This window comes from Flavobacterium sp. 2 (genome assembly GCF_049949195.1).
In the GTDB taxonomy this organism is placed as follows: domain Bacteria; phylum Bacteroidota; class Bacteroidia; order Flavobacteriales; family Flavobacteriaceae; genus Flavobacterium.
The window spans coordinates 327528-343284 of record NZ_CP188206.1; the positions used below are offsets into that span (position 1 = coordinate 327528).

Below are 15757 nucleotides of genomic sequence, written 5' to 3' on the forward strand. Positions count from 1 at the left end.
AGTATCAGTTTGCAGTGATCAGATTAAAAATTGTGTTCTGTTCCAGAGTCAGATTAAAAAACTTACCACCTCAGAACCTTAGCAACTTAGAATCTTAGGTAAGCATTCCTCCGCAAACATTAAGAACTTGTCCTGTAACATATGCACTCATATCTGAAGCTAAGAAAAGACAAGCATTTGCAACATCCTCTGTAGTTCCTCCACGTTTCAACGGAATTCCTTCTCTCCATCCTTTTACTACATCTTCAGGTAATTTTGCAGTCATTTCAGTTTCGATGAAACCTGGAGCAATTGCGTTGCAACGAATATTACGAGAACCTAATTCAAGTGCTACAGACTTTGTAAAACCAATTGCACCCGCTTTTGAAGCAGCATAATTAGTTTGTCCAGCATTTCCAGAAACACCAACAACAGAACTAATATTAATTATTGAACCAGCACGCTGTTTCAAAAATGTTTTTTGAATTGCTTTTGTCATATTGAAAACTGACTTCAAGTTAACATCAATAACTTGATCAAAATCAGCTTCAGACATACGCATTAATAAATTATCTTTTGTAATTCCGGCGTTGTTGATCAAAATATCTACAGTTCCAAAATCAGCCAAAACAGCGTCAACAAAAGCTTGTGCTTCATTAAAATCAGCTGCATTTGATTGATAACCTTTTGCTTTAACTCCTAAACCATTCAATTCAGCTTCAAGAGCTTCTGCAGATGCAGCAGATGAACTATATGTAAATGCTACGTTTGCGCCGTGTTTAGCAAAAACTTCAGCAATTCCTTTTCCAATTCCGCGGCTAGCGCCTGTAATGATTGCTACTTTTCCTTCTAGTAATTTCATATTAAGGTATTCGTTTTTATTTTTTGAAATACAAATATAGATTATTTGGGCGTTTAATAAAATAACAATACTATTATTTATAAGTGAATGAAGTCTAAAAAAAACCGTTTCATAAATTATGAAACGGTTTAATATTGAGAATTCTTATCGTAGTTTATAACTATCAATTAAAAAAAACTTGCCTTAAGGCTCGAATGGTTCTAATGGCTCTACAGGTTCATATATCTCAGCACATGGATAATTAGGATAGATTGCAGAATTTGCACCTGCAGGAGCCCAATTTTTACATTGAGCCACAGTTTGTCCTCCAAAAATAATTTGTTGTTGATTCCTAGTTAAAACTTCTACTCCATTAAAGTTTAAAATTGTTTTTAACATAATAAAATAATTACAAAAGTTAAATATCTCAATCATTTTAAGTCTGTCGAGTTTCAGACAAAGAACAAAGCCTAAAAGGCTAATTACCCATATATAAATGTAAGAATAATTTTCTATTATCAGCGAAATATGTTATTTTTCTTATCTAACAAAAATAAGCAACTCAAAAAAGTATGAGTTGCTTTACATTCAAAATAAAAATAAAAACTAAAGATTTAGATGTGATTTTGTTTTGTTATAAAATACATAATTACTAGTAATACTGCCATAAAAATTATCCTATAAACTGCTGATTGAAAATTTGTTGTGTAATTTTGTTTGTCTTCTTTTCTCTGTTTTATCAGATTGACAATCACTACTGGAAGAATAACCAGAATTGATGCATATAAAAAATATCTTGTGTATTGTGGATATGATTCGGAGAATGTCAACAATATTAATCCCCAAAAAAGAAAAATAACATTAATTGGTGTTACAATTTTTTTTATCATATTTTCAAAATATTTTAATTATTTAAAACTGATAATCATTGTTTTATTTAAAAAAAAGCAACTCAAAAATTGAGCTGCTTTTTCTCCAAAATTAAAAACAAAACTAAAAAGTTTCTAAAAATTTATCTTTCTAAAATCGTTATTGAAATGCGTAAGTTGTCAATCTAAAACCGTTATTGTTTGCATTAGCAAACGTGTATAACTTATTAGATGCATTAAATGTAAATGCTTCTTTTTTTGCATATAATCCTTTTGAGTTTGTTAACTCAGCGTCGATCTTTTTCAATAAATCTGGCTCAGGAATAGTTTGTCCTAAATTATTTTCCCAAGTTCCAGAAATCAATTGCAAAATTTTGTTCGCTGCATCTTCTTTTAAAGTTATATTATGATAGATAGTTGTTTTCCCTCCAGTAAAAGTATAAGCAATATAGCTATCTCCATTTGCATCATTAAAAGTAAACTGCACTCTATTTACTTTTTGTGTTGAAGGCAAATTATTATTTATCTCATTCAATAATGTATTACATAAAACAGAATTTGTAGGTGCAGTTGCCAGATTTGCTGCAATATATCCATAAGCAGTAGATGGGCTTTTTAACATCACTTTGTAATCATCAGTAATTACAAAAGGTGTATTAGAATATTTGATTGATGCACTAATACCGTTTGTACCAATTGCAGTAAAACTTCCATCTGTATTATTATAAACAAAATTGCTTAATTTTTGTCCTCCAACTACAATAGCAGGACTTACAACTAATCCATTTGGCGCATATCCAATGCCTAATACATTATTTGCTGAAGCATCACTATAACTTGTTGATCTAGTAATTGTTGAAAAAGGATTAAAATCGTACGTTTTTTTGTTTGTGCCATCTACAATTTCCAAACCTCTATTAGCACCAAATGTATTTTTACCAATAATATTTGGAATCATCAAGAAATTCTTCGGCAAATCTGCCCAGTCTTGAGCTGTTGCTTTTACAAAGCGAATTTCTTGTTTATTTCTATTCGCCTTAAAAACAATGTCACCATTTTCCTGACCATAGTACAAAAATTGAAAATCTCCTAAATAACCTTTGGCTCTCAATGCTGCAATTGGATAATTATCAGATTCTGATAATAAATGTATTCTGTTGGCAGTCGTAAAAACTAAACTCACTGTGCTTCCAAGCTGAATAGCGTATTCACTTTTGTAAACGTTTGTATCGGTATCAAAATCAGAAGCCATTTCAACGGTTCCATCTTGAGCAAACTTAAACAAATGTGTATAGCCACCTAAAACTGTGTTATCTGTAAAATAAACTGCTTTCCATCCAAATTGTGAGGCTAATAATGCATCATTAAGTTCCGATTTTTGATTGTTCAAACGTGTTGTCGGATTTTCATCAAATAATTGTTCTGCATCTGTATTGCTGCAGGCGCTTAATTGCAGTACCAAAATACCAGCAATTAAGTACTTATATATGTTTTTCATTTTCATAATACTTCGTTTAATTGTTAATTACTGCTGTTGTATTCTTTTCTGCTTCATCTCTTAAAGCATAAAAATCCATTTCATAAGCTTCTTTAAAATACTTCACGACTAAAGCTTCTTTAGCTTTTAACGCGGCAAGTGCTGTTGGACTTTTAATTTTAGATAAGAATGTTGCGTATTCTGCCTTGGTACTTATTAAAATCATCGCTGCAGTTTCTGCAAAATCTTCATTGATATTCAATCTTGCATAACTGGTAATAAAACCAATTTCATTAGAAACTGGAATAGAATAATTATACCAGTCTGCAGCATATCCAGCCGGAGTTATAGCGCCCCATGCCTTTTCATCAAAAGGTTTATGCTGATTTAAAATATGAATGTATTCATGCTGAATAGTATGGATAAATTCAGTTACGTTAGCGCGGTTTGTTCTTTCTATGTAATCTGTTTCAAACAAGGTTACACGCTGTCCTCCTTCGGCCAAACCTAATGTTCTTGTTCCAACACTATTTAAGTTAACACCACCAATTAAAACAATTTCTCGTGGAGAGATCTTTTTTACAAAATCTGGTCCGCCAATAGTTGCATAACTGTTCAACCATATTTTTTGCACAATTTCAAGTGCTGGTTGTACTCTATCAATTGTAGGTGGAAATAAATAACGACTATTATCTACTGTATTTTGATTCCATTTATATTGAACATTGATATTATATGGATTCAAATAATTCGCCGTAATCCATTTATCCAAATTTGTCTGAACAGGCGACGTGTAATCTAATTGACTTTCCTTTGGCTGTTCTTCGTGCTCACATGAATAAAGCAATACTGAAGTCAATGCTAAAACTAAAATTTTATTATATTTTAAAAGTTTCATACGAATTTAATTTAAGATTATCTAGGATTCAGTTCAACACCCGTGCTAGAAGCATGCAAAGGAATTTGCAACGCTCTGCGTTTATCATCTTTTACTAGAGTATTTGTTGGTTTATTAAATGTTTCGTGATTGACAACGATATTGAAACGCTTAACATCAAACCATCTAATTCCTTCATGAATAAAATCTCTTCTTCTTGTTTCTGCAATTGCTTTTACATATGAGGTTTGAACTGGAGTCATTGCATAAAAAGGAGTATATTCATTAGCAATTACAGGATATTTCGCCTCTACTTTGGCTTGTGTCACTTTGTCTGTTGCTACATATCCAGTTGTTCTTGTCGATAAAAAGTATTCTAACTCATCATTTGCCAACGCAATTTGTCCTTTCATTACATGTGCTTCAATACGATTTAGAAAGAATTCATCATTGCTTAATAAAACTTCAGCAACGTATGGTTCTCCAATTCCAGCAGTTACATTTGTGTACTTAAAATATTCGTAGAATTTTGGGCAAAAAAGTGTTATACTTGAATTGTAAGTGTAAAAATTGTACAGCCATGTTTTATTAAATAGGCTTGTCGCTGCTCCAAACAATTCTGGTTGTCTTGGACCAGATAAGTAAAATCGATTATAACGTGCTGATCTTTGAACAATAGTGTTTGCAGATACAACTAACAAATTCGTTTCTGCACCACTGCTTGCATAAGCAATCATTTGATTTTCTGGAGTAAGAAGCTTATAACTTGCAAAATCTCTTAATTTGCCTACAGGTCTAGAGCCTAAATCGTCAGATAAAGCAATTACTTTATCCCAATCTCCTTTAATTAAATAGAAACGGCTTGCAAACGCTTTAGCAGCATTTTTATTGAAATGAAATTTAGGCTCTTTGTAATCGTTTGTTACTAAAGGAAGTCCATCTGTGATATCTTTTTCAATCATATCAAAGACTTCTTTTACCGTGTTTCTTGTGTACTTTACAACTAATTCTGTTTCTGGTTTTGTAACATAAGGAATTCCTAAATCAGTAGTTGCAGTTGCTGGATTATAACGCTGAGACCAAAAAGAAACCAACATAAAATGTGAATACGCTCTTGCTAATAAAGCTTCTCCTTTTTGCGGATTTAAACTCGCAGGATTACCCAATTCTTCAATAGCTTGTAACGCTTTATTAGCATGAGCAATTGCTCTATAACAAGCATCCCAATAGAAAGCTTGAGTATCTATTTTGGCAGTTTCAGTATTTATTAACCAATTATAATTTTGTTCATCTTTAATCAGTGTTTCTGGCATTCCGCTGTCAAATGAATTATCAGACATTGTTTCAGCAATATCAAAATAACTCATTGTAGGATACGCTTCTACTAATAATTCAGATATTTTTTCAGGAGTATCAATTTCGGTTCTATTATCTGGTTTTTCAGAAAGAAAATCATCACAGCTATAAATACTTATGAGTATCAATAGTGATAAAACTATTTTTATTTTTTTCATAATTTCAAATATTATAATGAAAGATTTAAAGTAAAAGTATATTGAGATGTAACAGGTAACGCTACACCACCAGAATTACGAAACTCTGGATCCTGGCCATTTAATCTTTTATCTGAATAAATCAACCAAGGGTTTACTGCAGATCCTTTTAAAGTAAAAGTACTAACACCTATTTTTTTCTTAAAATCACTTGGAAATTCCCAGCTTAAAGAAATGTTTTTCAATCTTACAAAATCACCATCAGCAATACGAACATCTGAGTAATTATATGTATTGTAAGCTCTAGCCAAAGTACGTGCACCTCCATAATTAGAATTCAAACGTTTATCAGCTATTACAGGAACATTAGTAAATTCTTCATCACCTGGATTTATCCATCTGTTTGTAAAATCTTTTGTGAATACAGTTAAATCATCATAAGTACTGTCGTAAACAGGATTTAAACGAACTTTGTTTCCTCCTGATCCAACAAAAAACACATATAATGACCAGTTTTTATAAGTAAAAGTATTAGCTAAACCTATAGATTTATTAGGTTCAATTGATCCTTCATATTTTAAGTATTTGGTAACATCTATGTTATCCTGAAAATCAGCACCTGTAATATTACTATCAGCTCCATCTTGCATAACAAAAGTTGGAAGACCTTCGTTATTTAAACCTGTAAATTGATATGAATATAACGAGTTACGAGGATGACCTACTGTATTTCCGCCATTTGCGTCAATTAAATCAAATGCAGTTGGCGTATTTTGCAATCTTGTGATTTCTTGATGATAAACAGAAAAATTAAGTGTTGTTGACCACTTGAAATCTTTATTGTCAAAATTTTTAGTTGTGAATCCAATCTCAAGACCTTTAGTCTCCATATCGGCATTATTTCCTTGTCTGATTCTTTGTCCTCCAATTCCTGAAGTGATTACATAATCAACCAAATCAAAGGCTTTACGACGATATATATCTGATGTAAATTGAATTCTGTTATTGAACATTCCAAGATCAACACCAATGTTTGTCTCAAATTGTTTTTCCCATGTCAAATTTCCATTTTGAAGTTCATCAATTCGAATTGAAGTTTCTCTGTCATCAAGACTAAAACGATCAGTTATATAACTTTTATAAATTGCTAAAGAGTTCGTCGCAGGTCCCGCAGTTGCAGTCAAACCATAAGAAGCTCTTAACGCTAATGTATTGATAGACTCAACATTTTTCATGAATTTTTCCTCGGCAACATTCCATTTTCCACTAAAAGTATAAGTTGGAAGCCATCTTGACGAACCACTGTCGCCTTGTCTGTTTGAACCATCATAACGACCTGTAACAGAAGCTGTATAACGACGATCGTAAGTATAACCTACTTTCCCAAAGAAACCAACAGTTCTTTCTTTTTCTTCATTAAAACCATAATAAGAATCACCTCCATTTATAATTTTTTCAATAATTCTTGGATCTGTAAATGCTGTCAAACCTCTGTCATATTGCAAACCTGCAGCAGTAAAATTATCGCTGGTTCTGTCTACAACTCTCATCTCTGTTCCAAACAATCCTTCTAATTCGTGTTTCTCATTAAAAATATTTCGGTAATTAACACTGTTTCTTAAATTATAAGATGTCATGTCATTGGTGAACTTTCTTAAAAAACCACCATTTGGCAAAACAGAAACTTTTGGAGCTGTTAAATCATTAGGATCTTGAAATAAAAAAATATTGTCATTACGAACTAAGGTGTTTACACCGTCTTCTCCTTGAGGAGTTCCTGCACGATATGCTCCTGCAACATTTGAACCTTCTAAAATCTTATGTTCACGGCTAGTATTTGCATAACGAGCTGAACCTGTTAAGTTATAAGTTAAATGTGGCGATATCTTGTAATCTAGATCCAATTGAAAGCGAATGTCTTTCACTTCGATTTCCATATAATTATTAGCCAACTCATTGATAATATTCATTTTGGCCCAGTTATTCCTGTAATATTCTAGATTTCCATTATCATCGTAAGGTCTTAAAGTTCTGCTTGTATTCAAAACATAATTAAATGGGTTGATATCAAAATCACGAGTTACTTTACCAAAAACAACATCTTTTTCACTCTCATAACTTCCTGGCGCGCCCTGATCACGAACAGATGCCAAAGTAGACAACGTAATATTCAACTTGTCATTTACGTAGAATGTCCCTTTAATGTTGCTTGAAATTTGTTTTACATCATCAGCAATTGTCCAACCTGGATCTGTATAATATCCCAAAGAGGCATAAAAAGTGTTGTTCTTTCCTCCACCTGAAAAACTTAATGAATGATTTTGTGTTATAGAAGGTCTAAATAAAACTTTAAACCAATCAGTATTTGCCAATTCATATTTTTTCAAGAAGTTATTTCGACTTACTGGATCATTATTTACTAAATAAGTTCCCGTTTCAGGATTGAAAGTATTTATAGCTCTACCTAAAATATTGTATGCTCCACCATATCTTCCATTTACTGTAGTAGGCAGATCTAGATAACCTTTAGATTCCATTTCTTTTAAAATACTCATTGTTTCTTGAGAATTTAAAATATCATATTGCGTATAACTTGGAACCGTTCTAACAGTTTGTTCTAAACCATATGTAATTTTTAAAGGAGAATCTCTTCTTCCTTGTTTTGTAGTTACAACAACAACTCCGTTTAAAGATCTTGAACCATAAATTGACGTAGCCGATGCATCTTTAAGAATTTCAATGCTTTGAATATCATTGGCATTTAATCCGGCAACAGATGAGCTTAATAAGGTTTCAGAATTCCCGGAAGCCAAATCAGCAAATGACAAGTTGATTATGTCCTCTTGAACAACACCATCAATTACCCAAAGCGGTTTTGTATCTCCAAAAATAGAAGATGAACCACGAACTGTAATTTTTGGAGCTGTACCAAAAGTACCTGTAACATTCTGCACAGTAACCCCCGCAGCTTTTCCTTCGATCATTCGGCTTACGTCAACTACACCATCAACTTTTAATTCGGCACCAGAAATTTTGCTTATGGCACCAGTAAATGTTCTTTTAGAAGTTTTTTCATAACCAGTTGTAACCACAACTTCTTTTAAATTTTGACCTAATTCAGTCAAGACAATAGTTGGTGAAGTATTTGAAATACCGATTTCTTTAGTTTCCATCCCAACATAAGAAATCACTAATGCTGTACTGTTTGCAGGCATTTCGATAGAAAAATTTCCATCAAAATCTGTTAGAACGGCAATTTTAGATCCTTTTGCCATTACTGTTGCTCCAGGAAGCGGACTACCCGATGCATCTGTTACTTTTCCTTTAATAACAGGACCTGCAGTAAAAATATTTGTTAAACCATCATGATTTGCTGTACTTGAAAATGAGTCTGTCGACACACTTTTTTGCAAAACAATCTGATTGCTTACTTCTGAAAAAGTTATATTAAATGGAACCAGAATTCTGCTCAGAATACTAGCTAATGTTTCTTGATTTGCTTCAATGCTTACTTTTTGGTTTAATTGAGGTAATCTTGAATTATAAGAAAATTTTACTTGTGCAGACTTTTCAATTTTAGATAATGCATTATCTAAAGTTAAATTTTCAACTGTAATTGTAACTTTAGTATCTAATTTTTTTTGCCCATTTACACTGTTTGCCATTGTAACACTTGAAAATATAAGTGCTAAGACAAACTGAAATAGTGTTATTTTCATGATTCGATGGAGTAATCGTTGTTTACCAACTGGTTTTTTCATAATTTTGGTTTGTTTTGATTAATACTGATTCGCGTGTATTTTAAGAAACGAACTGAATGTCTCTTTACAGAGAGAAATTCAATCCAAATAAGTGTCGGTAATGTTACAGCATTTCGGCACTTTTTTTATGCAATTGTTTTTACATAGGCTTATAATATTAGTTTTGGTTTTGGTTAATTTTAGTTTAGTTGAAAAAAGACAGAAATTAAAAATGCATTATAATTACAGTTATAAAACACCATTAATTGCAGCCTTCAGAAGTTATAATAATCTGATTACCATTCATTTCAAAACTGGTTTCAGCACTAATACTTTTACAAACAATTTTTAATTTTTCTGGTAAAGGCTGATCACTGAGCGACGTTGTCAAATGACAGTCTTTCAATTTATTTACAGGGTAATCAATCTTAACTAGATATGCTTGTTCGATTGTCTCGAAGATTTGTGAAACCGGAATATCGCTAAATTCGAAACTTAGCTGCTCAATATTGCCTACATTCTGTACCAGCTCTTTATCTTGAGTGATGTTTGTGATTTTATTGAATTTCAAATCGCTTCTAAAGAACCGAAGTGCCTGATTGGGCAAAAGAATCACTTCTTCCTGATTTGAATTGGCAACCAAGTCATTTGATTTTACCTTCACTTTACCGGTGCGAACAAGAACTTCTACATCAGGCTGATCAGAATAAGCTTTAACTCTAAAACTAGTTCCAACTACCTTTGTAACAATCTCATTAGCGTAAACGAAAAAAGGCTTTTTAGGATTTTTACTAATTTCAAAGAAACCTTCGCCGGATAAATACACCTTTCTTTCGTTCCCGGTAAAGATTTTAGGGTAACTCAATTTACTATTTGGCTGTAATAAAACAGAACTTCCGTCTGATAATGTGATGATTTGTGGATTGTCTGAATTATTGGTTTGTTCAACTAATCCTTCACTATTTTCAGCTATCAGTTCTTTATAGGTAACAATATTGTCTGCAGGAATATAATTTTTATAATACCAAATCGAAATCAAGCAAAAGAATAAACTAGCCGCAATACCGGTTAAAAAATAGTTTTTAAAAAACTTTGTCCCGGCATTCTTGCTGAAAAGTATTTCATTTTCCTTTTCTTCAATTTTAATCCAGGTGTTTTGTAGTGCTTTTTGAACATCAGAAGTTGATAAATCAGATTCTGGGACTTTCATTGCCAACAGCAAAAGTCTGGCATCTTCAACAAGTTTAGCGCGCTGCAGACTTTCCAGAGTCCACTCTTCCCAGCCGTCCTGATCAATTTTAAGCAAAATCCAGGATTGGAATGATTCGTCTGACAAGAAGTCTTCAATTTGAGTATATGTGTTACGTTTTTGCATCTAAAAATAAGGTTACAAAAACATAGAGGACAGCTCTCTTATTATATACTCACCAAATTGTGATTTTTTTTATTTTTTTTGAAATAAAATTAAAAACTACTTGCAGATAGCAGAAGAAATAAGGAAAAAGTCCCTTTCCAATCCTTGCGAAGACTCATTAAACCGCGATGCAATAAATTACTTGCAGATTGATAATTCACATCCAGCATTTCGGCAATTTGTTCTACACTAAGACCTTGATGATAACGAAGATACAAGGCTTCTTTTTGTCTTGTCGGCAAATCATTCAGCAATTTATTTAAGTGAACTATTTTTTCTTTTGCATCATCATCTGCGTCATCTAAAAGTTCATGATCAACCGAAAATTCAAGAAGAAAAGCAATTGAATCTGTACTGGCAGTTTTGCGAAAGATATGATCTCGCTCATGCAAACGTGCAATTCTTTTTCGGACACTCGCTAATAAATAAGCTTTAACTACAACTGAATTTTGAAGTGAATTTCGATAAATCCAAATATCCGTAAAAACATCCTGAATACAATCCTGCACTTTTTCTTCAAATGGAGAAAGAGAGTTACCATACCGAACTAAATCGGCATAATATCTTTCAAATAACATTGAAAATGATTTTTCATCACCATCTTTCAATTTATTCCAAAGTGCATTATCGTCAAAAAGACTGGAAGCTAAAGTTGATATTTTCATTCTAGTTGGGGCAGTATTCAAAAAAGAGTTTCGTTTTTATTTAATGAAAAGATTTTAGTTTTTTAACATTATCCTTCACTTTTGTTCGATAAATATATAAAAGCAAATATTTAAAAACAATTATTTTACATAAAAGAGACAGTTTCCTAATATAGAAAACTGTCTCTCTTTGTTGATTTAGCTAAGCTTATGGCTAAATGTTAAAATTAATTCTATTAACTCGATATAGTTATATTGTAAGATTTTACCGCCTATAGATTTTATTAGTATTTAATGAATTTTGCAGCTGTAATTCCTGAATTTGTTTTAATTTTTAAAATGTAATTCCCTGCCTGAAGTCTTGAAACATCAATATTAGAAACATTTTCAGCATGTGGCACAGCAATAACTAATTGTCCTAACATATCATAAACATATATCGCTTGTTTTTCCGTTTCCTTTTTAGTGTTGATAGTTAAAACATCTTTCACAGGATTCGGATAAATGTTGAAATATTGTGAAAACTCAAAATCTTGCGTACCCAACGCCTTAAATGTTGAAGTAGCTTTATTGGTTAAAATCGGAAAATTATAGTCAAAATAAATATTGGCTTCATTTTCAAAAGTATCCCCTACTTTTAGAGTTGGCAATGTTTTTATTTTAAAAGCGATGTATCCATTTCGATTGACATTATTAAAAGGAAGATTTATATTTTCAAAGATAAATTCGACTTTATTTCCATCAGAAATTTTTGTAGTGTAGGAATGGCTTGCACTAGTTGGCACTAAAGTCGAAATATCAAATTTTGAAAGATCAATCAAATCCTTAACTACTATATTTTGAGCCATATATGTTCCTGTATTTTCAAAACGAATCATATAGTGAACGTATTCCCCTATCAAACTTGGAGTAACAACATTTCCTTCCAAGCAGGTTTTATCATTTGGATCATAAGAGCCAACTACAGTTTCATTATATGAAAAAGTATTATCAATAGGCAATTCATCTGTTGCAGAAGAAGTTATGGTTGCAACATAAGAAAGAATATCACCATTATTTACTGCTGGAATATCAGTTGGAGCGTTTATATTAAAATTTAGTAAAATTTGTCTCGATTCAAAAGGCTTTAAATTAGTGAAATTCCATGAAATTTTATTTGATGCGGTTGTCGAAACCAAAGGATTTGCACCAGTTAAATCAAGAACGGAATCATCAAATGCTAAACTAATTGTCCCTGATTGGGCAACATTTCCTTTATTTTTATACACAATTATGTATCTAGCGGCAAAACCAGGCCTCGATGGCCAAATTGGCAAAAATGTAATTTCTAAGTCATTATGAACTCCTACTGCTTTGACACAAAAATCCTGTTGAAATGGGCTTGAAACTGTTGGAAACTCAACTTGGGTCGAAGCTGGAGAAATTGAAAAGTAGCTTGGATTTTCAAAAACTGGAGTAACTTTATAATTTCCTGCCGAAACTTTGACATCATACTTTCCTGCTTCATTACTTATAAAATTTCCTACTTTGACGCCATCATCAATTTTGAATTTTAAGAACGAAGCCGGAATATCCAAAGCATCACAGCCATTATTATTCAAATCATTACGATTTGTCAACTGAATTGAATAATTCTCTCCTCCTGGTCCAAAAGAACAATAAGAATTAACCAAACAATTATCATAATTATAGTAAGACACAATGCTTTGAACTTCAGATAACTGATCATCATCTGCACAAATATATTTTAAATTAGGGGTTTCATTCATAGATATCTCTATTTCATTACTTCCATTTTTCATAAAAACAGTTTCTAACAATGGATTCCAATCAAAATAAAAAGATTTTAGATTTGATAAATTGCTCACATCCAGTTTTTTAAATTTATTATCGCTACACCACAAATACTCTATAAATTTATGATTTGTAAGATCTAATTCCTCTAAGTTTAACCCATCGCAAGATAACATTGTTAGGTTTTTGAACTTTGAAATGTCAAATTTCGTTGTAGCAGTACCACCGCACACCAAAATCTTCAAATTTGGCATATTTAGCTTGCCAAGTTCAATATCTAATAATGGGTTGTTTTCAAAATTCAGTGCTTGGAGTTCGGTTTTATTATCTAAATTTAGTGCTGATAGCTTATTTCCACTTACAAATAAATTAACAAGTTTTAAATCTAATAAATCTAAGTTCGAAATTTCATTATTTGCACAACTTAAAAATACTAATTTGGGGTTTCCACTCAAATCTAGATTTTTTAACCTATTACCATCACACTCTAAAAAAAGTAATTCAGGTAAATTCGAAAGATCTAAATTTTCAACAGAATTACTATAAAATTCAAGTCTAAAGAGCTTAGTTAATCCTGTTAAATTTAAATCTGTCAAAAAATTATTTGAACAATTTAATTCAAGTATTTTATTTGAGCCACTCAAATTTATCGAAGTCAGCATATTATCATAGCACGAAACATCTGTTAAATCTGGCAAATTACTTACATCTAAACTTGTCAATTGATTTTTACTACATTGCAAATTCCATAAATTAGTAAACTTTTTAATTCCTTCTAGACTAACTGCTTTAGTGAACGTTATCTTTAAAAAACGCACTTCTAATGCTTCGCTTTCCTGAATCTCGCCATCTCCGTTTGAATCAATTTTGATGTTTTTTTGGTTATTATCCTTGGCAATATCATTAGTAACATCCGCTTCTAGAAGTTTAGCCTTAAAATCAACGTCAGGAATAATAATTATTTGAGAATTTACAGAGGCAAATATACATAAAGCTAGCAATAGCAAGTAGTTCTTGATCATAGGTTTAGTTTGGTTTTGGTTTTTAAATATATAAAATCAAAAAATCAAAACCTAAAATTTCATAAAAAAAGCCTTACTAATTAAAGTAAGACTTTTTGATGCTTTTATATTGAAAAATAACTTTAGAAAGCTACATTCCATCTAGGTAATTTAGCATTTTGATCTAAGAAATTTTGCAAAACCTGTCCTTCAACAGCAGTTGGAATTGCTTTAGCATCAGCATTGAAAGTTTCATACCAAACTACTTCAAGCTCAGAAATGTTTTCCAATTTCATTTGCGCTGGCCAAGAATATTTTCTTCCTGTTTTTGCAAATTGCTGTCCGTTTACAATTTTATCATATAAACCACCATTTTTGCTTTTCAATGTTCCATCATTCTGAACAGTTCCTGTAGAACCAACCATAATCAATTCTTTCTCTGCTCCTTCAACAGCATATACTACAAAAATTCCAGCACTTCCCTCTGGAGCGTTGCAAACTTCTTCTAAACTGTCTTCAATTGTAAAAGCAAAACTATTGGTTGCTTTAAACTTTTCTAATTCTTTGTACATATTTCTTTTTTAAGCCTCTAAGATACTGAGGTTCTAAGATGCTAAGTTTTTTCTATTTATACCTCAGTATTTTAAAATGTAAAAAAGTCTCAACAGGATATTGAGACTTTTTTTTGGAATTTTTTATTTTGAAACTTGAAGATTATCCAAGTACTTCTTTAACTTTTTTACCAATTTCAGCTGGTGAATCAACAACGTGAATTCCGTTGTCTCTCATGATTTGTTTTTTAGCAGCAGCTGTATCGTCAGAACCTCCAACAATAGCACCAGCGTGACCCATTGTTCTACCAGCAGGAGCAGTTTCTCCAGCGATAAAACCAATAACTGGTTTACGGTTACCATCAGCTTTTACCCATTTAGCAGCATCAGCTTCTAATTGACCTCCAATTTCACCAATCATAATGATTACTTCAGTCTCTGGATCGTTCATTAATAATTCAACAGCTTCTTTAGTTGTAGTTCCAATGATTGGATCTCCACCAATTCCAATAGCTGTAGTGATTCCTAAACCTTGTTTTACAACTTGGTCAGCAGCCTCATAAGTTAAAGTTCCTGATTTAGAAACGATACCAACTGTTCCTTTTTTGAAAACGAAACCTGGCATAATACCAACTTTAGCTTCACCTGGAGTAATAACTCCCGGGCAGTTTGGTCCAATTAATCTAGAGCTTCTTTCTTTAACATAATTATTTGCTTTAATCATGTCTGCAACAGGAATTCCTTCTGTAATAGCAATAATTACTTTAATTCCGGCATCAGCAGCTTCCATAATTGCATCAGCAGCAAAAGCTGGCGGTACAAAAATAATAGATGTATCAGCTCCAGCTTGATCTACAGCATCTTTTACTGTATTAAAAACTGGACGATCTAAATGGCTAGTTCCTCCTTTTCCTGGAGTAACACCACCAACAACATTAGTACCGTACTCAATCATTTGAGAAGCGTGGAAAGTTCCTTCGCTCCCTGTAAATCCTTGAACAATTATTTTGGAATCTTTATTAACTAAAACACTCATGATATATATTTTATGTAGTTTTTAAAATTGTGATGCAAAAG

At 32.0% G+C, this 15757-nt stretch carries 11 protein-coding genes; all 11 read right to left on the reverse strand.

The genetic code is table 11. The annotated features are described in order from the left end of the window. Nucleotides 1–94: 94 nt before the first annotated feature. On the reverse strand, nt 95–841 hold the full coding sequence (gene fabG, locus ACNFIH_RS01305) for a 3-oxoacyl-[acyl-carrier-protein] reductase (RefSeq protein WP_035643856.1): 747 nt from the start codon (nt 839–841) through the stop codon (nt 95–97). A gap of 183 nt (nt 842–1024) precedes the next feature. Continuing rightward, a complete protein-coding gene (locus tag ACNFIH_RS01310) occupies nt 1025–1255 on the reverse strand; it encodes a hypothetical protein (protein WP_426485145.1) in 231 nt (76 codons plus the stop codon). A gap of 594 nt (nt 1256–1849) precedes the next feature. Continuing rightward, nucleotides 1850–3187 (reverse strand): DUF4302 domain-containing protein, encoded by a 1338-nt coding sequence (locus ACNFIH_RS01315; RefSeq protein WP_426485146.1) that lies wholly within the window; start codon nt 3185–3187, stop codon nt 1850–1852. A 16-nt stretch (nt 3188–3203) separates the two neighbouring features. Continuing rightward, nucleotides 3204–4064 (reverse strand): substrate import-associated zinc metallohydrolase lipoprotein, encoded by an 861-nt coding sequence (locus ACNFIH_RS01320; RefSeq protein WP_426485147.1) that lies wholly within the window; start codon nt 4062–4064, stop codon nt 3204–3206. 17 nt (nt 4065–4081) lie between these two features. After that, nucleotides 4082–5557: a RagB/SusD family nutrient uptake outer membrane protein gene (locus ACNFIH_RS01325; protein ID WP_426485148.1), complete on the reverse strand. Its 1476-nt coding sequence runs from the start codon at nt 5555–5557 to the stop codon at nt 4082–4084. Between the two features lie 11 nt (nt 5558–5568). Beyond that, nucleotides 5569–9297, reverse strand: coding sequence for a SusC/RagA family TonB-linked outer membrane protein (locus ACNFIH_RS01330; protein ID WP_426485149.1), 3729 nt, complete (start codon nt 9295–9297; stop codon nt 5569–5571). Between the two features lie 241 nt (nt 9298–9538). Beyond that, nucleotides 9539–10651 carry a FecR family protein gene (locus ACNFIH_RS01335; RefSeq protein WP_426485150.1) on the reverse strand — a complete coding sequence of 371 codons (1113 nt, stop codon included), beginning with the start codon at nt 10649–10651 and terminating at the stop codon, nt 9539–9541. 89 nt (nt 10652–10740) lie between these two features. Further along, entirely contained in the window at nt 10741–11355 is a 615-nt protein-coding gene (locus ACNFIH_RS01340) for an RNA polymerase sigma factor (RefSeq protein WP_426485151.1), read from the reverse strand. Nucleotides 11356–11618: 263 nt separating this feature from the next. After that, on the reverse strand, nt 11619–14150 hold the full coding sequence (locus ACNFIH_RS01345) for a DUF7619 domain-containing protein (RefSeq protein ID WP_426485152.1): 2532 nt from the start codon (nt 14148–14150) through the stop codon (nt 11619–11621). Nucleotides 14151–14272: 122 nt separating this feature from the next. Then, on the reverse strand, nt 14273–14701 hold the full coding sequence (locus tag ACNFIH_RS01350; protein WP_426485153.1) for a hypothetical protein: 429 nt from the start codon (nt 14699–14701) through the stop codon (nt 14273–14275). Nucleotides 14702–14843: 142 nt separating this feature from the next. Then, a complete protein-coding gene (sucD, locus tag ACNFIH_RS01355; protein ID WP_035643878.1) occupies nt 14844–15716 on the reverse strand; it encodes a succinate--CoA ligase subunit alpha in 873 nt (290 codons plus the stop codon). Between the last annotated feature and the right edge of the window lie 41 nt (nt 15717–15757).

Excerpts from the sequence above, each read along its gene's own strand:
- fabG (WP_035643856.1), bottom strand. The coding sequence starts at position 841 with ATGAAATTACTAGAAGGAAAAGTAGCAATCATTACAGGCGCTAGCCGC.
- ACNFIH_RS01310 (WP_426485145.1), bottom strand. The coding sequence starts at position 1,255 with ATGATTGAGATATTTAACTTTTGTAATTATTTTATTATGTTAAAAACA.
- ACNFIH_RS01315 (WP_426485146.1), bottom strand. The coding sequence starts at position 3,187 with ATGAAAAACATATATAAGTACTTAATTGCTGGTATTTTGGTACTGCAA.
- ACNFIH_RS01320 (WP_426485147.1), bottom strand. The coding sequence starts at position 4,064 with ATGAAACTTTTAAAATATAATAAAATTTTAGTTTTAGCATTGACTTCA.
- ACNFIH_RS01325 (WP_426485148.1), bottom strand. The coding sequence starts at position 5,557 with ATGAAAAAAATAAAAATAGTTTTATCACTATTGATACTCATAAGTATT.
- ACNFIH_RS01330 (WP_426485149.1), bottom strand. The coding sequence starts at position 9,297 with ATGAAAAAACCAGTTGGTAAACAACGATTACTCCATCGAATCATGAAA.
- ACNFIH_RS01335 (WP_426485150.1), bottom strand. The coding sequence starts at position 10,651 with ATGCAAAAACGTAACACATATACTCAAATTGAAGACTTCTTGTCAGAC.
- ACNFIH_RS01340 (WP_426485151.1), bottom strand. The coding sequence starts at position 11,355 with ATGAAAATATCAACTTTAGCTTCCAGTCTTTTTGACGATAATGCACTT.
- ACNFIH_RS01345 (WP_426485152.1), bottom strand. The coding sequence starts at position 14,150 with ATGATCAAGAACTACTTGCTATTGCTAGCTTTATGTATATTTGCCTCT.
- ACNFIH_RS01350 (WP_426485153.1), bottom strand. The coding sequence starts at position 14,701 with ATGTACAAAGAATTAGAAAAGTTTAAAGCAACCAATAGTTTTGCTTTT.
- sucD (WP_035643878.1), bottom strand. The coding sequence starts at position 15,716 with ATGAGTGTTTTAGTTAATAAAGATTCCAAAATAATTGTTCAAGGATTT.